Origin of the sequence: Nonomuraea sp. SYSU D8015 (assembly GCF_008065375.1) — a bacterium.
GTDB lineage: Bacteria > Actinomycetota > Actinomycetes > Streptosporangiales > Streptosporangiaceae > Nonomuraea.
Map to the genome: position 1 here is coordinate 135,777 of NZ_VJYI01000025.1, position 21,761 is coordinate 157,537.

Annotated in this window: 18 protein-coding genes; 8 read left to right on the top strand and 10 right to left on the bottom strand. The window is 70.6% G+C overall.

Annotation, left to right across the window (positions count from 1 at the left end; translation table 11 throughout):
- Position 1: 1 nt before the first annotated feature.
- From ID574_RS49350 to ID574_RS49370, 5 genes are all read right to left on the bottom strand, one after another.
- Positions 2-790 (bottom strand): ABC transporter permease, encoded by a 789-nt coding sequence (locus tag ID574_RS49350; protein ID WP_188196008.1) that lies wholly within the window; start codon positions 788-790, stop codon positions 2-4.
- Complete coding sequence (locus tag ID574_RS49355) at positions 783-1,598, bottom strand: ABC transporter permease (RefSeq protein ID WP_188196009.1); 816 nt, start codon at positions 1,596-1,598, stop codon at positions 783-785. Before ID574_RS49355 ends, ID574_RS49350 begins: the two co-directional genes overlap by 8 nt.
- Before the next feature lie 147 nt (positions 1,599-1,745).
- On the bottom strand, positions 1,746-2,729 hold the full coding sequence (locus tag ID574_RS49360; RefSeq protein ID WP_188196010.1) for an ABC transporter permease: 984 nt from the start codon (positions 2,727-2,729) through the stop codon (positions 1,746-1,748).
- The gene (locus ID574_RS49365; protein WP_188196011.1) at positions 2,716-3,705 is read right to left on the bottom strand and encodes an ABC transporter ATP-binding protein; all 990 of its coding nucleotides are present in this window, start codon (positions 3,703-3,705) and stop codon (positions 2,716-2,718) included. Before ID574_RS49365 ends, ID574_RS49360 begins: the two co-directional genes overlap by 14 nt.
- The gene (locus ID574_RS49370; protein WP_188196012.1) at positions 3,702-4,847 is read right to left on the bottom strand and encodes a LolA family protein; all 1,146 of its coding nucleotides are present in this window, start codon (positions 4,845-4,847) and stop codon (positions 3,702-3,704) included. Before ID574_RS49370 ends, ID574_RS49365 begins: the two co-directional genes overlap by 4 nt.
- A 127-nt stretch (positions 4,848-4,974) precedes the next feature.
- On the opposite strand from ID574_RS49370, the gene ID574_RS49375 reads away from it, so the two are divergent.
- Complete coding sequence (locus tag ID574_RS49375) at positions 4,975-5,649, top strand: response regulator transcription factor (RefSeq protein WP_188196013.1); 675 nt, start codon at positions 4,975-4,977, stop codon at positions 5,647-5,649.
- Positions 5,642-6,988, top strand: coding sequence for a sensor histidine kinase (locus tag ID574_RS49380; RefSeq protein WP_188196014.1), 1,347 nt, complete (start codon positions 5,642-5,644; stop codon positions 6,986-6,988). The genes ID574_RS49375 and ID574_RS49380 overlap by 8 nt, the downstream gene beginning before the upstream one ends.
- 343 nt (positions 6,989-7,331) lie before the next feature.
- On the opposite strand, the gene ID574_RS49385 is transcribed toward ID574_RS49380, so the two are convergent.
- A complete protein-coding gene (locus ID574_RS49385) occupies positions 7,332-8,201 on the bottom strand; it encodes a LysR family transcriptional regulator (RefSeq protein WP_188196015.1) in 870 nt (289 codons plus the stop codon).
- A gap of 577 nt (positions 8,202-8,778) precedes the next feature.
- Here ID574_RS49385 and ID574_RS49390 point away from each other — a divergent pair.
- Positions 8,779-9,750 (top strand): neutral zinc metallopeptidase, encoded by a 972-nt coding sequence (locus tag ID574_RS49390; RefSeq protein WP_223167873.1) that lies wholly within the window; start codon positions 8,779-8,781, stop codon positions 9,748-9,750.
- Between the two features lie 132 nt (positions 9,751-9,882).
- Positions 9,883-11,544 (top strand): LCP family protein, encoded by a 1,662-nt coding sequence (locus ID574_RS49395; protein WP_223167874.1) that lies wholly within the window; start codon positions 9,883-9,885, stop codon positions 11,542-11,544.
- A gap of 45 nt (positions 11,545-11,589) precedes the next feature.
- On the opposite strand, the gene ID574_RS49400 is transcribed toward ID574_RS49395, so the two are convergent.
- The 3 genes from ID574_RS49400 to ID574_RS62090 form a co-directional block, all read right to left on the bottom strand.
- Complete coding sequence (locus tag ID574_RS49400; protein WP_223167875.1) at positions 11,590-12,777, bottom strand: cytochrome P450 family protein; 1,188 nt, start codon at positions 12,775-12,777, stop codon at positions 11,590-11,592.
- A 79-nt stretch (positions 12,778-12,856) separates the two neighbouring features.
- Positions 12,857-14,185 (bottom strand): hypothetical protein, encoded by a 1,329-nt coding sequence (locus tag ID574_RS49405; protein ID WP_188196017.1) that lies wholly within the window; start codon positions 14,183-14,185, stop codon positions 12,857-12,859.
- A gap of 223 nt (positions 14,186-14,408) precedes the next feature.
- Entirely contained in the window at positions 14,409-16,445 is a 2,037-nt protein-coding gene (locus tag ID574_RS62090) for a spermine/spermidine synthase domain-containing protein (protein ID WP_188196018.1), read from the bottom strand.
- 187 nt (positions 16,446-16,632) lie between these two features.
- On the opposite strand from ID574_RS62090, the gene ID574_RS49415 reads away from it, so the two are divergent.
- Positions 16,633-17,991, top strand: a complete 1,359-nt coding sequence (locus tag ID574_RS49415; protein WP_188196019.1) for a S8 family peptidase — start codon at positions 16,633-16,635, stop codon at positions 17,989-17,991.
- A 155-nt stretch (positions 17,992-18,146) separates the two neighbouring features.
- On the opposite strand, the gene ID574_RS49420 is transcribed toward ID574_RS49415, so the two are convergent.
- A complete protein-coding gene (locus ID574_RS49420; protein WP_188196020.1) occupies positions 18,147-18,464 on the bottom strand; it encodes a DUF4190 domain-containing protein in 318 nt (105 codons plus the stop codon).
- Positions 18,465-18,582: 118 nt separating this feature from the next.
- Here ID574_RS49420 and ID574_RS49425 point away from each other — a divergent pair, with 118 nt between their 5' ends.
- The 3 genes from ID574_RS49425 to ID574_RS49435 all read left to right on the top strand — a co-directional run bounded on the left by ID574_RS49425 (position 18,583) and on the right by ID574_RS49435 (position 21,633).
- Positions 18,583-19,371 (top strand): ion transporter, encoded by a 789-nt coding sequence (locus ID574_RS49425; RefSeq protein WP_188196021.1) that lies wholly within the window; start codon positions 18,583-18,585, stop codon positions 19,369-19,371.
- A gap of 613 nt (positions 19,372-19,984) precedes the next feature.
- The gene (locus ID574_RS49430) at positions 19,985-20,899 is read left to right on the top strand and encodes an SDR family oxidoreductase (RefSeq protein WP_188196022.1); all 915 of its coding nucleotides are present in this window, start codon (positions 19,985-19,987) and stop codon (positions 20,897-20,899) included.
- A gap of 167 nt (positions 20,900-21,066) precedes the next feature.
- Entirely contained in the window at positions 21,067-21,633 is a 567-nt protein-coding gene (locus ID574_RS49435) for a dihydrofolate reductase family protein (RefSeq protein WP_188196023.1), read from the top strand.
- Positions 21,634-21,761: the final 128 nt, after the last annotated feature.

The window sequence follows — 21,761 nt, forward strand, 5'->3', positions numbered from 1 at the left end:
CCTAACTCCCCGTTGATCGGTAGTGCCTGATGCCCTGACGCCAGGCCAGCGCGGCCAGCAGGGCCAGGACCAGCGCGGCGGCCGGCCCGAGGAACCTCATGAACTCCGGTGTGCCGAAGGGATCGTCCTCGCCCAGCACGTACAGGCCGGGCTGCCAGTTGATGAAGGCCAGCGGGAGGACGTACGTGACTCCCCTGACCAGGTCGCGGCCGTAGATGGCGAGCGGGTACTGGCTGAGCTGCTGACTGCCGTAGGTGAAGGAGCTGCTCACCTCCGGCGCGTCGGTCAGCACGAACTGCAGCGCCCCGGCCAGCGTCCACAGCGCGGTGAAGATGACCATGCCCGTGATCACCATGACGGGGATCATCCAGGCGCGCCGCCAGTCGAGGTCGAGCGCGGCGATGGAGTAGCCGAGCACCACGCTCGCCTGGAGGACCCGCCCCGCCCGGTTGGGGGTGAAACGGTCGGTGGCGAGCTGGATCCACGCGCTGACCGGCCTGATCAGGAACGTGTCGAGCGTGCCGGCCTTGATGTGCTGGCTCACCCGGTCGATGTTGCTGACGAAAAGGTCGCAGACGGTGAAGGAGACGCTCGAGGTGCCGTAGAGGAAGAGGACCTCCTCGCGGGAGAACCCGGCGAGCGTGGTCGTGTTGGCGAAGATGACCAGGATGACGGCCACGTCGAGGCTGGCGATGACGATGCCGCCCAGGGTCATCAGCCAGAACGACACGGGGTAGGCCGCGGCGGCGCGGGTCCAGGTCCAGGCCAGCAGGAAGTAGGTCCTAACCACCCTGGATCACCACCTTGTGGCGGATCGCCCTGGTGGCGAGCGCGCCGAGCCCGAGCAGGACCGCCGCCCAGAACGCCTGGAGGGCGAACGTCTCCAGGACCGGGGCCTTGCCGAGGTAGAGGTCGGTGGGCATCTGGACCATGGCGGCCCACGGCAGCGCGGCGGCCAGGTCGCCGAGCCAGCCCGGGAAGATGTGGAGGGGCAGCATCAACCCGGAGAAGAAGGTCGACAGGACCAGCGACAGCACCGCGACGCCCCGATCGTCGACCAGCCAGCAGACCGACAGCGCGATCAGGTAGCGCCAGCCGAAGCTGACCAGCACCCCGAGCGCGAACCCGCTCAGGAACGCCGCCCACCGGCCGGGATCGGCGGGCACGACGATGCCGAACAACGCCGCGCCGAGCAGCATCGGCGGCAGGCCGCGGACCACGAACAGGTAGGCGGCCCTGCCCAGGTCCTCCGCCAGCGACCAGAGCTGGAGCGAGGCCGGGCGGACCAGGTCGAGCGCGATGTCGCCGCTGCGGATGCGCTCGGGGAGGCCGAGGCCGCCGCCGAACAGCTGCATCGGCCCGATGAACGCCTGGGTGATGAAGCAGTAGGTGATGGCGTCGGCGATGTCGTAGCCGGCCAGCCCGGGGCGGGCCTGCCACAGGGCGATGAGGATGTAGGCGCGCAGGACGCCGAACACGCTGTTGGTGAACGCGCCGGCGAGCGCTGCCCAGACGTAGGTGGCGTGCTTGCGGAAGCCGTACCGGACGAGCCGGGCATAAAGCGGTATGGTTTTGCACCTCCGGATGTGTGAGGACATGGCTACGCGCCGTGTCCGGACCCGCACACGGGTCTGCCGACGGAAAGCATGGAATTATCCGTCGGCGGCGCGGCCGTCCGCAACGCCATAAACGCGGCGAGCGCCGCCCCGCGGACGCGGGCGGCGCTCGGGCCGGAGGTCAGGGCGTCAGGAGGTGATGTCCTTGCCGGAGAAGCGGGCCCAGGCGATCGAGCCGAACAACGCGATGTACGCCCCGAACGTCAGCAGCCCGTCCCGCAGCGACGCCGTGTCGATCGGGCTGCGCAGCACCGCGTCGAAGTCGGTGAACCTCGTCGGCAGCAGGTACGGCAAGATCGGTGCGAGGTCCGGGATCGCGCGCACCACCTGGCAGACGATGACCAGCACCATGGTCCCGGCGATGGCCCCGATGGCCACTTCGGTGAACGTCGACAGCGCCAGCGCGACGGCGGCCAGCGCCGCCATGCCCGCGCCCACGTACCCGACCGTGATGAGGATGCGCAGCAGCCCGTCCGCCATCGAGACGGTGGTGCCGGACAACAGCGTCACGGACCCGCCGGGGAACAGGATCAGCCCGGTCAGCAGCGCCGACAGCGCCACCACGACCGTCGCCGCGTAGGCGAAGACGACCGCGTTCAGGTATTTCACGCCGAGCAGCCGCGTGCGCCCCGCCGGCGCGGCCAGCAGGTAGCGCAGCGTCCCCGTGCCCGCCTCCCCCGCGATCGAGTCGCCCGCGACCACGCTGATCGCCACCGGCATCAGCAGCAGGACGAGGAAGGAGAACGACATGAACGTCAGCATCAGGCTGTTGCCCGCGACGTCCTGCAGGATGCCACCCATCTCCGGGTCGTCGGCGGAGCCGGCGGCGAGCTTCAACCCGACGCCGATGAGGATCGGCACGGCGCCGAGCACGGCCAGCAGCTCCAGGTTACGCGGCCGGCGGAACGTCAGCCCCAGCTCCGAGCCGAGCAGCCGCCAGAACGCCCACGTGCCTCTGGCGGGCGGAGGCTCGGGCGAGGCGATGATCTCGGGCGCGTGCCGTTCGGCGGTGCGCATGGTCTCCGCCACCGGCACCAGCCCCGGCGTGCGCCGGCTCTCCGCCGGCGAAGGGAGCGGAGCTCCCGCGCCGATGTCGGTGTCAGCCGTCGACATCGAATCCCTCCCCGGTCAGCCCCACGAACACGTCTTCGAGGCTCGGCCGTTCGACCGCCAGCCCCCGTACGGCCACACCCTGCCCCACCAGAGCGGCGTTGATCTCCTCGGGGGCGTGCCCGCCCAGCTCGGCGGTCACCTCCCCGTCGCCGGCCCGCACATCGGCAAGGCCCAGCGTGCCGAGCACACGCGCGGCGTCGGCCGCGTCCGGCGTCTCCACCTTGACGCGGGCGACGCGGCCGCTGCTCAGCGAGGCGATCGTGCCCTGTGCGACGAGCTTGCCGGTACGCATGATCGCCGCGTGCGTGCACATCTGCTCGACCTCGCCCAGCAGATGGGACGAGACGAAGACGGTGGTGCCGTCGGCGGCGATCTCCCTGACCAACGCGCGCACCTCGCGGGTGCCCTGGGGGTCGAGCCCGTTGGTCGGTTCGTCCAGGATGAGCAGTTCGCGCGGCCCCAGCAGGGCGGCCGCGATGGCCAGGCGCTGGCGCATGCCGAGGGAGTAGTTACGGTAGCGCTTGCCCGCGGCCGCCGACAGGCCCACGCGCTCGAGCGCCTCGCCGATGCGCCGCTTGGCGGTGGCACGCTGCGCGGTCGGGTCGGCGGCGTCGAAGCGCATGAGGTTGGCCGCGCCGGACAGGTACGGGTAGAACGCCGGCCCTTCCACCAGCGCCCCCACCCGGGGCAGGGCGTGCGCGGGCGGCAGGCCGAGTACGGAGTACTCCCCCGCCGTGGGCGCGACCAGGCCGAGCAGCATGCGGATGGTGGTGGTCTTGCCCGAGCCGTTGGGCCCGAGGAAGCCGAACACCGAGCCGCGCGGCACGGCCAGGTCCAGCGCGTCCACCGCGACCTGGCCGCCGCGGAAGCGCTTGGTCAAACCGCGCGTGACGATGGCTTCAGAAGCGGCCTCGGAGTCCCCCGAGGGCGGGGCCGCCCCGAAGGGCGCCCCCGCTTCCTGCGTGACGGCGGTCACTTGACGCCCGCCGCCTTGGTGATCTCCTCGGGCGTGACCGCGCCGACCAGAAGGCGGCCGTCGTCGGTCAGCAGGGCGGTGACGAGCTTGGTCTTGATCAGCTTGCCGGAGCCCCACGTGCCGCTCACCGGGGTGGCGGACTTGAGCACGGTGTCGAACATCGCGGCCGCGTTGCCCTCGTCGGACCCGTCCTGGGACTGCGCCTGGGCCTGGAGGTCCGACAGCTTGAACGGCACGACGGCCACCCGCGCCCAGCCCTCGCCGACGACCTTGACCTTGTCGGCCACGCCGGCGGCGTGCTCGGCGCGCTCCTCGGCCTTCTCGCCGTCCTCGCCGAGCGTCGCCTCCTCCACCTTCGCGCCCGGGGGCGGGGTGAAGGTGAAGTTCTCGGCCGCCGGCTGGGTGAACGTCACCTGGGTGAAGCCCACCTGGTACGCCGGCTCCGCCGACCCCTTGGCGAACAGCTGCACCTGGAGCGGCACGTACGTCTCGCCGTCGAGCGCGATGCGTACCTCCTGCACCAGCGAGCCCTCCGCCTTGGGCGCCAGCACCAGCTGGTAGGCCGGCCGGCCCGCCACCTCGGCCGTGTTGATCACCCGGACGGTCGTGTGCTCGTCGACCTCGGACAGCACCCGCTGCGCCGCCTGCTGCGGCGTCAGGTCGGTCGGCTGCGGCGTCGGCGTGACCGGCTTCTGCCCGTCCCCGGCCTTGATCGTCAGCTTCGTCGCGGTGTTGGTGGCGCTGTCCCAGTACCAGGCCTGGTCGCCGTTCACGACCAGGTTGGTCTCGTTCAGCTGGGTCGGCATGGCCACGCGGAACTTCTCGTCGCCGCCGTACCAGACCTTCACCTCGTGCGAGCCGGACAGCAGGCTGAGCGGCGACGTGGCGCTCCCGCCCCCGGTCTGCGGCAGTGCCGGCAGGCCGAGCGACGCCGTCTGCTGCACCGTGCCGGACATCGGCGCGATGCCCTGCGACTTGCTGGTCGCGGCCGCGGCGTCGGCGAGCAGTTGCTCGGCCGAGCGCTCCGGCAGCACGGGATCGCCGCTCACCGCGGCTATGACGGGGCCGGCGCCGATCGCTCCCCCGATCACGGCCGCGGCCGCGATCGGAACCCCCCACCTCACGAACGTGCCTCTGCGCATCTCACTCCTTAACGGTATGTCGATGCACACAGCCTGCGTCGTGCATCCTTAGGCGGACCTGAGACAGTCTGAGACGCCTCTCAGTCTTCTCAGCGCGATCTCAGGGACAGGACGGGAGAATCAGCACATGAGAGTACTTGTCGTCGAGGACGAGCGGCGGATGGCCGCCGCGTTGCAGCGGGGGCTCCAGGCTGAGGGCTTCGCCGTGGACCTCGCCCACGACGGCGAGGAGGGGCTGCACGCGGCCCGGCACGGCGACTACGACGTCGTGGTGCTCGACATCATGCTGCCCAGGCTGTCGGGCTACAACGTGTGCAAGCAGCTGCGGGCGGAGGAGAACTGGGTGCCGATCCTCATGTTGTCGGCCAAGGACGGCGAGTACGACATGGCCGACGGGCTCGACCTGGGCGCCGACGACTACCTGACCAAGCCGTTCTCGTACGTGGTGCTGGTGGCCAGGCTGCGGGCGCTGCTGCGGCGCGACGCGGGACGGCGGCCCTCGGTGCTCGTGGCCGGCGACCTGTCGCTGGACCCGGCGCGGCGCAAGGTGGAGCGGGACGGGACCTCGGTCGAGCTGACGCCGCGGGAGTTCGCGCTGCTGGAGTACCTCATGCGCAGGCGCGACGAAGTGGTGTCGAAGTCGGAGATCCTGGAGCACGTGTGGGACACCTTCGACACCGACCCCAACGTGGTCGAGGTGTACGTCGGCTACCTGCGCCGTAAGATCGACGCCCCGTTCGGCAGGAACGCGCTGCAGACCGTGCGCGGCGCGGGCTACCGGCTGGCGGGCGACGGTGGCTGACTCCCCGCTCGTGTGGTGGCGGCGCCAGGGGCTGCGTTTCCGTCTCACGGTGGCGGCCGCCGCTGTGCTCGCCCTCGCCCTCGCGCTGTCGGCGTCGGTGCTGCTCAGCGTCCTCGACCGGGCCCTGATGGACACCGTGGACGAGAGCACCAGACGGCAGGCCGACGCCGTGCGGGTGGCGGCCGACGCCGGCACGCTGACCAGCCCGATCTCCACGCACGACGGCACGATCGTGCAGGTCATCGACGCCAGCGGGCGGATCACGCACGTCACGTACGGGACCGACCGGCTGGTGCCGCTGCTGGACGCCCCGGCCAGGGCCGAGGCGCTGCGCGAGGGGCGGGCCAGGGTGCTGGACGGGCGGCCGTACGCGATCCCCGGCTTCCTGCGGGTGGTCGTGCTCAGCGCGGACCGCGGGCAGACCGTGATCGCGGCCAGGCCCATCACCGAGATCCAGACCAGCCTCGCCACGGCCGGGCGGGTCCTGCTGGTCGGCACGCCCGCGCTGGTCGTGCTGCTGGCCGTGGCCAGCTGGATCATGATCGGCCGGACCCTGCACCCCATCGCGGCGCTGCGCAAGGGCGCGGCCGACATCACGCACACCGCGCGCTCGCGCCGGCTGCCGGTGCCGCAGTCGCGGGACGAGGTGCACTCGCTGGCCACCACGCTCAACGGCATGCTGGCCCGGCTGGAGGAGGCCGAGCAGCGCCAGCGGGCGCTGGTCTCCGACGCCGCGCACGAGCTGCGCAGCCCCCTCGCCAGCATCCGGCTGCAGCTGGAGGTGGCGCTCGGCCACCCCGACGGCCAGGACTGGATCGAGACCGCCGAGGGCGTCCTGGAGGACGCGATGCGCCTGTCCAGGCTGGCCGAGGACCTGCTGGCGCTGGCCAGGCTGGACGAGCGCGGCGGCGTCCCCGCCAGGAGCGAGCCGGTCGACCTCGACGAGGTCGTGCGCCAGACCGTCGACCGGTACGGCGAGGCCCGGCTGACCGTGTGCGACCCGGTCATGGTCCGCGGCGACGCCCTCGACCTCAGCCGGGTGCTGACGAACCTCATGGACAACGCGGTACGCCACACCACCTCCAAGGTCGAGGTGGCGCTGACCGCCGACGGCGTCCTGACGGTCACCGACGACGGCCCCGGCATTCCCGAGCAGGACCGCGAGCGCGTGTTCAACCGCTTCACCAGGCTCGACTCCGGGCGCAGCCGCGACGAGGGCGGCGCCGGGCTGGGCCTGGCCATCGTGCGGGAGACCGTGCGCGCGCACGGCGGCACGGTCGCCCTGGAGGACGCCGCGCCGGGCCTGCGGGCCGTGGTGCGGCTGCCGGTGTCCCGCTGAAACCGGCGGTCGCCGCGAACAGGCGACCGCCTCCCTCGCCGGCGGATCGGGGGCCCGAGGCGCGCGGCACCCACGAGTGTGGCGCGTGCTGGGCTGGAGATCGCCGTCAAGGGGCTGCTGTCCAGCTGGAGATCTGTCCCGCGGCGAACGCGGCGAGCGTGGCGACGCTCGTCGCCGGGGGAGGATCAGGGGCTGAGCGGGGGGCTCATATCGTGGCGGCCCTCAGGGGCACGGCTTCGGCGCCGGGCCCCTCGGGCTCGGTTGGTCCGGGCCCAAAATGCGTCAGTGGGTTCGGGGGGTTGGTTGGAGGCGGATAACGGAGATGGAGCGTTCCGAAAAGTGGTCAGGCGGCTGTCCCCTTTTCGGCGGTGGCCAGGAAGTCCTGGGCGATCAGCGGCAGGCGGCGGCGGGCGTGCACGACGGCGATGACCCGGCGCACGGCGGGTTCGAGCGAGCGCACCACCAGGCCCGCGCGGGCGGCCTGCTCGGCCATGCCGCGGTACCACAGGAGTGAGGCCTGGCCGGCGCGGACCGCGTTGAGCCAGCCGTTGCGCTCGTCGGTTTCGAGCACGACCGTCGGGGTGACGGCGTACTTGCCGAACATCGCGTCGAGCTCCCTGCGCCGGGTGCTGCCGCGGGCCGGCAGCGCCAGGCGCATGCCGTGCAGCTTGCCCATGGGCACCGGGTTGGGAAGGTCGAGCCCGGGCGGGGAGATCAGCACGATCTCCTGGCGCTCGAGCGGGTGGGTGATGAGGTCGGCGGGCACGGGCAGATCGGTGAGCCCGAGATCGGCTCGCTGATCCCGGATCGCGGTGACGACGCCCTCGCGGCCGTCGCAACGCACGATCTGAACGCGCACACCGGGGTGCTCGGCCGCGTAGGCGGGCAATAGCCGCCCCGCGAGTCCGGGCTCGAGGCTGGGCGTCGCGGCGATGCGGAGCTCCGCCTCGGTGACGCCGCCGTGGTTGGCCAGGCCCTCGATCTCGTGGACGGCGTCAAGCGCCTCCCTAGCCAGCTTGACCACCCGCCGGCCCTGCGCGGTGACGACGACGCCACGGCCGGAACGGGCGAACAGGGTCATGCCGAGCTCTCGCTCGAGATCGCGGATCGCGCGGGAAAGCGCAGGCTGCGCGATGTACAGCGACCTGGCCGCATCGGTCATGGTGCGGTGCTCCGCAGTCGCGACCACATAGCGGAGCTGCTGGAGATTCATGCCAAAGAAGCTAGGACACCACCCGGTCCGCGGACCGGGAGATAACGCAGATCACCTCGAATGATTTCGGACTGTAACCGAGTGCTGCTACATCCGTGACGGGTGATAAATCAGTATGCTTTTGCCCCAAATTTGCCAAGGGTCCGTCAAGTCGCGGCACAAAGCTAGTCATTCCAGACAACCGGGTGAAGGGGGCGACACGGTGACAGGGAACGGGCAATATCCACCCCCGCCACAAGGGCCAGGACAGCCACACAGGCCACCTTCCTTGCCCTGGCCGCCACCGGGTCACCGCCGGCCGCAGCCTCAGGGCGGGAGCCCGTACCCCCCGGCTCCCCACCCCCAAGGCGTTCCGCCTCAGGGGCCGGTCTATCCCCCGCAGGGCCAGCCGTACCCGCCGGGCGGTCCTCGTGACGGGCGCACGCGCAAGTTCGAGCCCGAGGTCCCGCCGCCGCCTCCACCGTACGGCCATCAGTACCGGCAGCCGTTTCCTCCTCCCCCGCCGCCACCGCCACCACCGCCGCCGCCGATGCCGCCGCGGCATTGGCACCAGCCGCCGCCGCGCAGGAAGTCCGGCATGGGCGTCGTCGGGGTGCTCGGCATCGTGTTCGGGTCGATGGCGGCGTTGTTCGTGCTGATCGTCGTGGGGGCGGCGATGCTCAAGAGCGCGACGAGGTCGGAGACGACGAATCCGGTCGCGATCCCGACGTACGACACCGACGAGCCCGAGCCCTTCCCGACGAGGACGCGGCCAACCCGCGAGCCGACGCAGGAGGAGCGCGAGGAGCCCGAGACGGTCACACCGCAGAGACAGGTCAACACGAGCCTGAAGAACAACACCGTCTACCGGGCGGGCGCACTGCCGCGGCTGAACTGCCCGGCCGGCAACGTCAGCATCTACAACCACTCCCAGCTCAAGGCGCTGATCCTGAAGACCGGCCGGTGCATGGACCGGGCCTGGGGGCCGATCCTGCAGAAGCAGGGCATCCCGTTCCGGCCGCCCGGCTATGCCATCGCGGCCAGGCGCGGCAGGGGCGCGTGCGGCGACTACCCGCATCCGGGCGGCATGGTGCCGTACTATTGCCCCCGCAACAGCACGATCTACGCCTCCACGTCGGCCATGGCGAGCGGCAACGGCAACTCCCGCGGCTACGGGGACATCATCTCCTGGCACGGCGGCATCATCAGCATGATGGCCCACGAGTACGGCCACCACGTCCAGAACGTCACGGGCCTGATGAACTCCTGGTGGAGCAGCACGCTGGAGTCCTCCAGCCAGAGCGGCAAGCTGGCGCTGAGCCGGCGGCTGGAGTTGCAGGCCACCTGCTTCGGCGCGATGTGGATGCGGTCGGTGGCGGCGTCGTACCCGGTGAACACGGCCAACCGCGCGCGGCTGTTCTCGTTCTACGGCCAGGTGGGCGACTACCCGGGCTATCCTCGCGACCACGGCTCGCCCCAGAACAACTACCGCTGGTTCCGCCAGGGGTGGGAGCGGAGCAAGGCGTACCAGTGCAACACGTGGATGGCGCCGTCCTCAACGACCTCCTGAAATGCACGTGGTGTTCATCTCATGTTGAGTACATGTCTCGGATGTCCATATATGGGGACTAGAATCCTGGCAATCTTGTGCCCAACGGGGGGCAACGACGGTTTTGCCTGGTAGGCATGTGAAGGAGCCGGTGTGAGCAAGCGCGATGGGGTCGATGCCGTGCCAGGAGGCAGGAAAAAGCGCCCCTCGCGCCGCCCGCGTCCGGCATCGGGCGGCTCCGGCGCATCCGGCTCCCGCCCGTCCGAGTCCCGGCCGTCCGAGTCCCGCCCGTCCGGCTCCGGCGCGCCCGGCTCCCGCCCGTCCCGCCCCGGCGGGCGCGGCCCCCGCGCCCCACGCTTCGCCAAACCGCTCACGACCGCATCCGTACTCGGCTGGACCGCCCTGTCCGCCATCGTGCCCGGCGCCGCACACCTGCGGGCCGGGCATCGCCGTACCGGGATGACCCTCGTCATCGTGTACGCGGTGATCCTGCTCGGCGCCCTGGCCTTCGCCCTGACCCGGGCGAACCTCCTGGAGAGCCTCACCGCCTTCGCCGACTCCAGCATGATGATCACGGTGATGGTCGTCGCCTCGGTGCTCGGCCTCGCCTGGTTCGCGCTGATGGTCGTCTCCTACGTGGTCCTCGGCCCGAACCGGCTGAACCAGCAGGGCCAGGTGGTGACCGGCATCGTGGTGGGCGTGCTGTGCGTGGCGGTCATGTCGCCGTTCGCGCTGGTCGCCCAGACCGTGGGGACCGCCCGGGGCGCGATCCAGGCGGTCTTCCCCTCCGCGCCTGACTCCGACGTCCCGCCCATCGCCCAGAACGCCGCGGACCCGTGGGGAGGCCGGACCCGGGTGAACTTCCTGCTGGTCGGCGGCGACGCGGCGGGCAACCGCACCGGCATGCGGACCGACAGCATGACGGTGGCGAGCGTGGACATCAAGACCGGCAACACGGTCCTGTTCAGCCTGCCGCGCAACCTCCAGCACGTGCGTTTCCCGCCCTCCTCGCCGCTGGCCCGGCAGTTCCCCAACGGCTTCATGGCCGAGCTGCCGAACGGCGGCCTGCTCAACGAGGTCTGGCAGTACGCCAACGACCACCCGGACATCATGGGCGGCAAGAACAAGGGCCCGCGCGCCCTGATGGACGCCATCGGCCACACCCTCGGCCTGAAGATCGACTACTACGCTTTGATCAACATGTACGGCTTCGCGGCGCTGGTCGACGCCATCGGCGGCCTGAAGATCCGTGTCGAGCAGGACATCAAGTGGGGCGGTCTGTACGGCACCGCGGGCACGATCAAGGCGGGCTACCGCAAGCTGACCGGCGAGCAGGCCCTCTGGTACGGCCGCTCCCGCGTGAACAGCGACGACTTCTCCCGTATGGGCCGCCAGCGCTGCGTCATCGGCGCCTTCGCCCAGCAGGCCACACCCACCGTCATCCTGACGAACTTCGGCAAGATCGCCGGCGCGGCCAAGCGCATGGCCTCCACGAACATCCCGGAGCCGCTCGTGCAGCCCCTCGTGCAGGTGGCCGTCAAGGTCAAGGACGCCAAGATCACGAGCCTGCAGTTCGTGCCGCCGGAGTTCTGGCCGGGCAGCGCGGACTGGGCGAAGATCCGCCAGGCGGCGAAGAAGGCGATCAACGACTCGATGCGCCCGCGCAAGCAGGCCCAGACGGCCGGCGTCAGCGCCTCCCCCAGCGTCACGGGGGCGACGCCGACGAAGACCCGCGCGGCCTCGCCCACCCAGACGCCGACCCGCAACACCGACAAGGGCGGCGCCAAGTCCCTCGACGAGCTCTGCGGCCTCTAGCGGCGACCGTCGTCACACTGGGCCGCCGGGACGCCGGCGAGACCGTCAGACCACGACAGGGAGCCGCTGCGGGCCCCTGACGGTCAGGCTGGCCCGCCAGCGCAGCCGCTCCGGCGGCACGGCCAGGGCCAGCCCCGGCAGGCGGCGGACGACCCCGCCCAGGGCGGCCCGGCCGGTGAGCCGGGCCAGCATGGCGCCGAGGCAGTAGTGCGGCCCGTGACCGAAGCTGAGATGGCCGGCGGCGTCCTCCCGGGTGATGTCGAGCCGGTCCGGCTCGGGGAAGCGCCCGGGATCCCGGTTCGCCGCCCCCAGCGCCACCAGGATCGGCCGCCCGGCCGGCACCGGCACGCCGCCGATCTCCATCGGCTCGGTGGCGAACCGCCAGGTGGCCCGCTCGACGGGGCTGTCGTAGCGCAGGAGCTCCTCCACGGCGCCGTCGAGGAGCCCGGGACGCTCGCGCAGCAGCCGGAGCTGGTCGGGGTGCCGGAGCAGCGTGTAGACGCCCAGCCCGACGAGCCCGACCGTCGTCTCGTACCCGGCCACCAGCAGCAGGAAGATCATCGCCATCAGCTCGGGCTCGCTCAGCCGCTCCCCGTCATCGGCCGCGGCCGTGATCGCGCTGATGACGTCGTCCCCGGGCACGCGCCGCTTGGCCTCGACCAGCTCCCCGACGTACGCGCCCAGCAGCCCCAGCGCCTCCGGCCGGGCCTCGCCGTCCTCGTCGGAGGAGACGACGGCCGTCGTCCACCGCTGGAAGTCCGTGCGGTCGGCCGCGGGCACGCCGAGCACGTCGCAGAGGGCGGCGAGCTGCAGCGGCGAGGCGAAGTCCGCGATCAGATTCACCTCGGCGCCCTTCGGGAGGCCGTCGAGCAGCGCGTCCACCCGTCGTTCGATCCCCGGCCGCAGGGCGTCCAGCCGGCCCGGCGTGAAATAGCGGGAGACCAGGCGCCGCAGCCGGGTGTGCTCGGGCGGGTCGGTGGTGAGCAGGTGGGTGCCCAGCCCGGAGCGGTCCTCCAGCGGCCGGCCGCGTCCCGCCTCCTGCCAGTCGGGCGGCGCGTTGCGCGGGTCCTTGCTGAGCCTGGGGTCGGCGAGCGCGGCGCGGGCGTCGTCGTAGCGGGTCACGAGCCATCCGTACAGCCCGCTGCGGAGGTCGACGCGCCGCAGCCCGCCCGACTCGCGCAGGCCGGCGTAGGCCGGGTAGGGATCGGCGAGCATCCGTTCGTCGTCGAGCATGCTCCCGTCCTACCGCGTTCCCCCTGGGGGTGCGAGGGATGCCTCGTGGCGCACCCCTCGCACCCGGCCCGTGCCGGCCCTATTTCCCGACCTGCCCCAGGATCCACTCGGCCAGCGTGGCGGTCACCTGGCCGTGCTCGCTGTTGTGGGAGTCGCAGTGGTAGTCGTCGAGCTGGCTCTGCTCGGGCGACAGGGACGTGATGTCGGTGTAGAGATCCACCGGCCACTCCACCGGGTCGTACTGGAGGGCGACGGCGCTCACGGAAGGGACGAAGCAGGCCGAGCGGTAGCGGCTCTCGATCGGCGCGCCGAGTCTGTCGGCGACCATCCCGTACGAAGGAAGCGTCCCGCCCGGTGCGCCGTCGAACGCCGGGACGTCGCTGGTGTAGCTCCTGCTCTCCCACATCGGCACCGCCCGCATGCCACCGACCAGCCGGTTGACGCCGCGATCCGCCTGGGTGCGGACGGTCGCCCCGACGAGGCCGTCCAGCGCCTTCCACTCGAACGCGACCTCGTCGGGCGGCACGTTCCTGCCGGTGCCGTCGGCGGCCCCGTTGGCCACCCCGAGCTTGCGCGGCCGGGCCGGGAACCAGCCGACGCGCCGCAGGTCCTCCAGGAACGCCACGCGCAGCGGACTGGCGGTGGCGACGGGTCCCGAGTAGTGGCCGCTCTCGACCCACGCCCACAGCACCTGCTGGGCGGCGGGGCTGCGGATCAGGCCGGCCTGCCCGGCCGGGGCCAGGCTCTGGACGAAGTACGCGAGCTGCTGCAGGATGAGCGGGATCCACGCGCCGTTGTGCGGCGAGTCGTAGGACAGGTACGTCGCCGTCTGGTGGTCCTCGCCGCGGTGCTCCATCGCGGCTAGCGCGTACCTGGTGATCAGTCCGCCGACGCCGACGCCGGCGACGGTCAGCGGCGCGTCGCCGGCCCGCTCGGCGACGGCCCGGCGGACGCACGCCGCCGCCACGCCGGCGTTGACCTGGATGTGGGTGTGCCGGGCGGCGAAGCCCAGCAGCACGACGTCGATGCCCTGGTCGAGCAGCTGGTCGAGCAGGCGGTGCTGGCGGGGCGGGTAGGGGGCGTCGAGCCGGCGCCACAGCGCGGGAAGGTCGCTGGGCCCGTGCCCCAATCCGTCAGCGATGATCATCGGCCGGACGAGGCGGTCGTGGCCCGAGCCGTAGTGGACGGCGGCGGTCCCCGTGGCGGTCCGTCCCTGATAGGGCCAGGCGGAGGTGAGCGCCCATTGGGTGTCGGGCACGGGTGCCGGCCCCGCCGTTCCCGGTTCCGGTGTCGTGAACAGCATTCCCCTGGGGAGGACCTGGGCGACCTGATCCGCGCGGCCGGCGGGCGCCGGCTCCTCCCGCAGGACACGCTCGACGTCGATCCGGGCCGCCCTTTGCGTCGCCATGATTATTCACCTTTTCTCGCGGGTTTACCGGACGTCACCCCCGATACTCAAGCCTCCTTTCGAAAAGGCCGCTTTCCCTTTTCGGATTCAACGATCCATGCGATGGCGGCATGCCGATATCTCCAGCTCACCTCGCATCCTCCGACAAATCAACCCGCGATGGAGACAATTAACCTGACCACTCGCCATGCCGCGGGTCACGGCCATTTCTCCGTCTCTGGCGTCACACGAGCGCGCGTCTGCGGGGCAGCAGCGCCAAAGCGCCGAGGTACAGCAGGGCGGCGACGGCGAGCAGGCCCTTGTAGCCGATCACCAGGGCCACGTATTCGAGGCAGCCGCCCACCATCGCGCCCAGCAGGTTGGCGCCGAAGGAGGTGGTCGCGTCGGCGGTGTCGGCGAAGCGTTTGGCGAAGACGACGTTCGCGGCGAAGATCGGCAGGAACGCCACCGTCACGGCGGCCACCGCGCGCAGGGGCAGCGGCAGCGACAGCAGCCACTCGTTCGGCACCAGCCAGGCCAGCAGCAGTCCTGCGAACAGCACCCCGTACATGACCGGCAGCGGCGGGGTGCGGAAGCGGCGGGTGACCTCGACGGCGGCGAGGACCGCGACCAGGACGCCGGCGAAGACGATCGCGTTGACCACCCACGTGGTGCCGAACAGCAGCGCGAAGCCGGTCACGCTCTTGGTCTCCAGCAGCATGAACGCCACGCCCAGCAGGAACAGGTCGGCGTAGGGACGCATCCGCTGGTACGGGCCCGCCACGACGCGCACGGCGAGGAGGCTGACGATGAGGATCAGGCTGAGCGTGATGAGGTAGATCGGCGGGATCGTGGCGTCGTGCAGGTAGAGGAAGGGCCGGTCGTCGTCGGCGGGCTGCGGGGTGCCGGGGGCCGCGCCGGGCCATTCGGAGGCGCAGCGCTGGTCGGACACGGCCAGGCCGGCGGTGATCACGGCCTGCTGGCCGGCGGTGCTGACGACGTCGACGCAGGGCTTGTGGCCGAAGGCCTGCTGCATGGTCGAGGCCAGGCGGTCGACGAGCCAGCTCTCGCGGTAGTAGTTGTACATCGAGAACGTGCCGCCCGGCTTGAGGTGGTCGCGGGCGGCCCGCATGGCCTCCTCGGTGAACAGGTAGCTCTCCAGCCGCAGCGAGCTGGCCCCGGAGACGAGGGTGAGCGAGTCGGGCAGGGCGAAGAGGATCAGGTCGTACTTGCCGCCGGTGCGCTCCAGGAAGGCGCGGCCGTCGGTGATGTGCGTGGTGACGCGCGGGTCGTCGTACGGCCGGTCGGGGTGGACCGACTCGCCCAGCTCGCGAAGCTTGGGGTCGATCTCGACGGCGTCGACCCGGTTCGCGCCCTTGGACAGGGCGATCGCCACGTCGGTGCCGCTGCCCGCGCCGACGATGAGCACGTCCTTCGGGGGTTTGGCGGTCCGCTCGTACGGCAGCCCGTACTGGCGCTCCCACTGCAGCCGGGCGTAGGCGGGCACGGCCTGCTGGTGCGGGATGCCGTTGACGGCGATGTCGGTGACGGGCACGCCCAACTGCTGGAGCGCTTTGAAGGTGACCTTGTAGTACGGCGACCAGATGGCGCCGGCGGTCAGCGTCTCGGCCAGCAGCAGCCCCACGACGGCCAGGGACGGCACGGTCACGAGCCCGACGTAGAGCGAGCGCGGCCTGGGCACGAGCAGCACGCCGTAGCAGGCGGCGGCGATGATCCCCCAGAACACCGGCGGCGCGCTCAGGAACGACAGGGCCGTGAACGCCGCGATGCCGGTGAGGCTGCCGATCAGGTCGTAGCGGTAGGCCTCCAGGCGCGGCAGCTCGGGGAAGCAGCGGCCGACGAGCTCGGCGGGGCCCATGAGGATCAGCGCGGCCGCACAGAAGATCACCGGCAGGATCAGCCACGCGGGCGGCCCGCTGGTGGACAGGCTCGTCCAGTACAGGACGCCCTCGGTGTTGCGGTCGACGGTCACCGGGAAGGTCAGCACGACGACGACCAGGATCGCGAGCACGAGCGGCGAGTAGAACGGCTGCCGCCGCGAGCGCCCCACGCGTAGGAACCCGAGCCCGATGCCCAGGAACGAGCCGAGCAGCACGAAGTTCGTGAAGTAGCTGAGGTGGACGATGTTGGATCCGGTCCACCGGATCAGCGCCAGCTCGAGGAAGAGCATGAAGGCACTGGCGAGGATGAGCCTCGGCCGCACCGCCAGCCAGTGGGCTTTCTCTCCGTCGTCGACCGGCTTCTGGGCCTGGAGCGTCATGCTGCCTCACCGTAGTGAACGGACCGAAAACAAGGAAGTCCGACGGGCCAGAACGAATGTCGTCCGCCTCGCGTAGTTTGGGGTGTTCTCGCAGGTCAAAACCGCTGGAATGCACTGGACGGTTGACCCGTGGATGCAGGAATGTTGGAAGGCTCGTTCCCTCCAGACAACCTTTCGGTGGTGACACATGCGGGTCCTGATCCAGCTCCGTCCCTCCCCCGATCTGGTCGCGGCGGTGGCCGACCCCGGCCAGACGGCCACCACGGCCGACGTCGCCGACGGACTGCCGGGCGTCGAGCTCGACCCGGCCTTCGTCCCCGTGGCTCTGCCGCGCCCCGTCCCCGCCGTGGGCGGCGATCCCCTGTCGCTCAACCAGCCGCTCGACTTCTCGCTGGCCGCCGAGGACGCCTCCGTGCTGGTGCGGGGCACGATCTCCGACGACGAGCTGGCCTCCAGGGTCACGCTGCTGTCCTCGCTCCGGCCCGACGTGGTCGGGATCTTCGCCGACCCCGTCATCGAGTCCTCCCCCACCTGCGGCGGCGATCCGCCGGTCGGCGACTGGCGCGACGTCGAGCGGCTCATGAACGTCGCCGGGCTGCACGCCGAGGGCCTCGACGGGGCCGGCGTGGCGCTGGCCGTGCTCGACACCGGCGTCAACGCCGCGCACACCGCCAGGCAGCTGGGCAGGGGCGTCACGCTCGACGCCGACCGGTGCTGGAGCCCGCCGGGCGTGTCGGGCAAGCCGGGCGAGTTCGAGGTGGACCACGGGACGATGTGCGCCTTCGACGCCCTCATCGCCGCCCCGCAGGCCTCGCTGATCGACATCCCGCTGCTGCTGTCCACCCGGCCGGGCGGCTCGGCGCTCGACGGGCTGCTGTCGGACGCGGTGTCCGCGTTCGCGCACCTGCGTACCGTGCTGGACGCCCAGCCGGCCGAGTCGCGGGCGCTGGTCGTGAGCAACTCGTGGGGGTCGTTCTCGCCGGAGTGGGACTTCCCCGTCGGGCATCCGGGCAACTACTCCGACAACGCCGCCCATCCGTTCAACCTGATGGTGGCCTCGCTCGACCGGGCGGGCGCCGACGTGCTGTTCGCGGCGGGCAACTGCGGGCGGGAGTGCCCGGACGGCCGCTGCGCCTACCCCAACCGGCCCATCGCGGGCGCGAACTCCCACCCCAAGGCCCTGTCGATCGGCGGGATCGACGTCAACGGGGAGCGGGTGGGCTACTCCTCGCAGGGGCCGGGGCGGCTGACCGCGCGCAAGCCCGACGTGTGCGCGTACACGCACTTCCTGGGGTCGAAGGCGTTCGGCGAGAGCGCCCCCGACTCGGGGACCTCCGCGGCGACGCCGGTGGTGGCGGGGCTCGTGGCGGCGGTGCGCACCGCGTGGCCGTCGGCCAAGCTGTCGCCCGCCCAGCTGCGGGCGCTGCTGCGCAGGACCGCGGAGGATCGGAGCGAGGTGGGCTTCGACTACGACTACGGCTACGGGACGGTGGACCCGGCCGGCATCATCGCCGCCCTCGATCGCCGTTCCAAGGCCGCCGCCTGATCCCCTGCGACACCCCTCCGCACTCCGGCTGGGGTCCTGCGGGGGAAAGGATCTGAAGGGCTGCGGGATCCCTCCGCCCGGGGTCTCTCCGGCCATCGCCCCGCACGGTGGCCGGAGCCTGGACGGGCACCGGCCACACCCCTCCGCCGCGGACGCTAGAAGCTGCTGCTGGCGGCCAGACCGCCCGTGATCAGCATAATGGCGAACATGAGGATCACGAACGCGAAGCCGATGATGAGCAGGACGGTGCTGATGATGCCGCAGATGCGCCCGGCCTGGACATAACCGCGGTTTTCGTAGGGATAGCCGCTCTCGTCGATCTCGCGCAGCGCCTTGTTGCCCATCGACCACGCGAACGGGCCGAGCAGGCCGCACACCACGAGGCTGAGGATGCCGAGCACGAGGATGGTCGTGCCGTTGGGATGGGTGTACTGCGGGCCGTAGTGCGGCGGACCATAATTCGGATACGACATGATCGCGCAGCCCCCTCACGTCCGACAGTCAGGTGGGATTTATACCACAGACTCCCTCTTGATCATGTTACGTCATCATGGTACGGCACCTGATCGATCCCCCTAGGAGCCTGCCCTCGTGCGCGAACGCACCCAAGCCATCATCGCCCACCGGAGTTTCCAGCGGTTCATCGTCGGCGTCATCCTGATCAACGCGGGCACGCTGGGCCTGGAGACCTTCCCGTCCGTCGTCGAGCGCCACGGCGCCCTGCTGACCGTGGTCGACCACGTCGCGCTCTACATCTTCGCCGCCGAGCTGGCGGCCAAGCTCTACGTCGAGCGCTGGTCGTTCTTCCGCGACCCGTGGAACATCTTCGACTTCCTCATCGTGGCCATCGCCTTCGCGCCCGCCACGGGCGGCCTGTCGGTGCTGCGCTCGCTGCGCATCCTGCGGGCCCTGCGGCTGCTGTCGGTCGTGCCGAGCCTGCGGCGGGTGGTGTCGGCGCTGCTGCGGGCGATGCCGGGGATGAGCTCGATCGTGGTGCTGCTCGCCCTGGTGCTGTACGTGGCCGCGGTCATGGCCACCAAGCTCTACGGCCAGTCCTCCCCCGACCGCTTCGGCAGCCTGCCGACCTCGCTGTTCACGCTCTACCAGACGATGACCGGCGACGACTGGGGCAACATCGCCAGGGAGGTGATGGTCCGGCACCCGTCGGCCTGGATCTTCTTCACGATCTTCATCCTGGTGTGCACGTTCGTGATCCTGAACCTCTTCATGGCCGTCGTGGTCAGCGCCATGGACGAGGAGAACGCCCAGGAGCTGGCCGCGATCGAGGACACCACGGCCCACACCGAGCGGATCCTGGAGGAGCTGGCCGAGCTGCGCAAAGAAGTGGCGGAATTACGCCGGTCGGGCTCACTCGGCTGAGAGCCTAGCCCGCGGACCCGCACCGCGCAGCGGCCCGCGCTGCCGACAGATGTCCTTCCGAGAGGCGCGGATGGGCCGTGCTGCCCGCATGGAAGACGCTTTGGCAGCCGTCGAGCGGTGACCGGGCGTGAAAAAACGAGCGCGAGAGTGAGCACAACGCTAAGGACGGGCTCTTCTCTCTTCCAGATGAGCAGGGATGACGCCGATGTGAAGCGATAATGAAATCGCCATGTGCTGGTGTGAGTGCGTGTCGCAGTACGCTTGGCCGACCCCGGCGACGACAACAGTCTGGCAGGGGGTTATGGACGTCATCAGCACCGCCGGGCCGGCGGGAGCTCACCGACCAGGACCTCAGGCCGAACAAATTTTTCGAACCCTGCGGGACGTACCCCTCTCCATCGCGGTTGGACCTTTCTCGACCTCCCTCTCGTTCAATAGCCGCGAAAAGATCGTCCAATCACCGCCGGAGAAGAACGTCCCTGACCTGCGAGCGATAGGGGGTTTATTGCCTTCGCCAACCCTCACGCTGATTACCCCTTCGATCGCTTATCCCTGGTGTGCTATTTGACCGATCAGCGTTACCAGACGCGGCCGCGGACAAGGGGAAGGACCCATGCACAACACGTTGAAGGGCAAGGTCGCGTTGGTGGCCGGGGGCACGCGGGGTGCCGGGCGAGGCATCGCGGTGGAGCTGGGCGCGGTGGGGGCGACGGTGTACGTCACCGGCAGGACCACCCGCGAGCACCGCTCGGAGTCCGGGCGTCCGGAGACCATCGAGGAGACCGCGGAGCGGGTGAACGAGGCCGGCGGCGAGGGCATCGCCGTCCGGGTGGACCATCTGGAGCGCGAGCAGGTGCGCGCCCTCGTCGAGCGGATCGAACGCGACCACGGCCGGCTGGACGTGCTGGTCAACGACATCTGGGGCGGTGAGCATCTGGCCCAGTGGGGCACCCCGCTGTGGGAGCACGACCTCGACGGCGGACTGCGCCTGCTCAGGCTCGCCGTCGAGACGCACATCATCACCAGCCACTACGCCCTCCCGCTGCTGATCAAGCGGCCGGGCGGGCTGGTGGTGGAGATGACCGACGGCACCAAGGAGTACAACGACCACAACTACCGCGTCTCCTTCTTCTACGACCACGCCAAGAGCGCGGTGATCAGGCTCGGCTACGCCCAGGCACAGGACCTGCGCCCGCACGGCTGCGCGGCGGTGACGCTGACGCCGGGCTGGATCAGGTCAGAGATGATGCTGGAGCTGTTCGGGGTGGGCGAGGAGAACTGGCGCGACGCCCTCGCCCGCGAGCCGCACTTCGTGATGTCGGAGACGCCCCGCTACGTCGGCCGCGCGGTCGCCGCCCTGGCCATGGACCCGGACGTGCTGCGCTGGAGCGGGCAGTCGCTGTCCAGCGGGCAGCTCGCGGCCGTGTACGGGTTCACCGACCTGGACGGCTCGCGGCCGGACTACTGGCGGTACGCGGTCGAGGTCCAGGACCGGGGCCAGCCTGCAGACGCGACAGGTTACCGGTGAGGCCGCACCTCATCCGCACTTGACTGTGCACGCGGCCCCCGTACGCCGATAAATGGCCGCGCGCCGCTCAGGGTTCTGCCGCATCGAAAGTCCATGCTTGACACCACTACAAGCAAAGTACTACCTTCATACCACTATGCGTAGAGTACTACGGGTGGAGGACATCAATGCGAAAGCTCGTCTACTACGCCGCTGTCAGCCTGGACGGTTTCATCGCGGCCCCCGACGGGGCCGCCGATTTCTTCCCCGTCAACCTCGACCTCATGGCCGCCATGAACGAGCGCCATCCCGAAACCGTCCCGACCGCGTACCGGGAAGCCGCCGGACTGCAAGACGCCCCCAACAAGCGCTTCGACACCGTCCTCATGGGCCGGGCCACCTACGAGATGGGCCTCAACAGCGGCACCGACAGCCCGTGGTCCCATCTACGCCAGTTCGTCGTCTCCACGACGCTCGCCGCAGCCGGCCCAGGCGTCGAACTCTCCGACCACGCCCTGCCCCTCGTCCGGCGACTGAAGGCCCAGGACGGCGGCGACATCTGGATCTCCGGCGGCGGCGTACTCGCCGCGAGCCTGCTGCCCGAGATCGACGAACTGATCCTCAAGCGCTACCCCGTGGTGACCGGCGCCGGCATCCCACTATTCAACGGCGGGTTCAACCCGCACACCTTCGACCGGGTCACCGTAGGACACTTCGGGGCCGGGACCACTGTGACGACGTACACACAGGGTTGACCTAGTGTCATACGCCTGAAATCCGTCGGTTAAGTTCATATGCTGGCGGACATGGCGCATTCAGGACCGACGGCAGTGGAGATCCATCTGACTGAGGCTGAGCGGGCTCGGCTGATCGGCATGTCCGC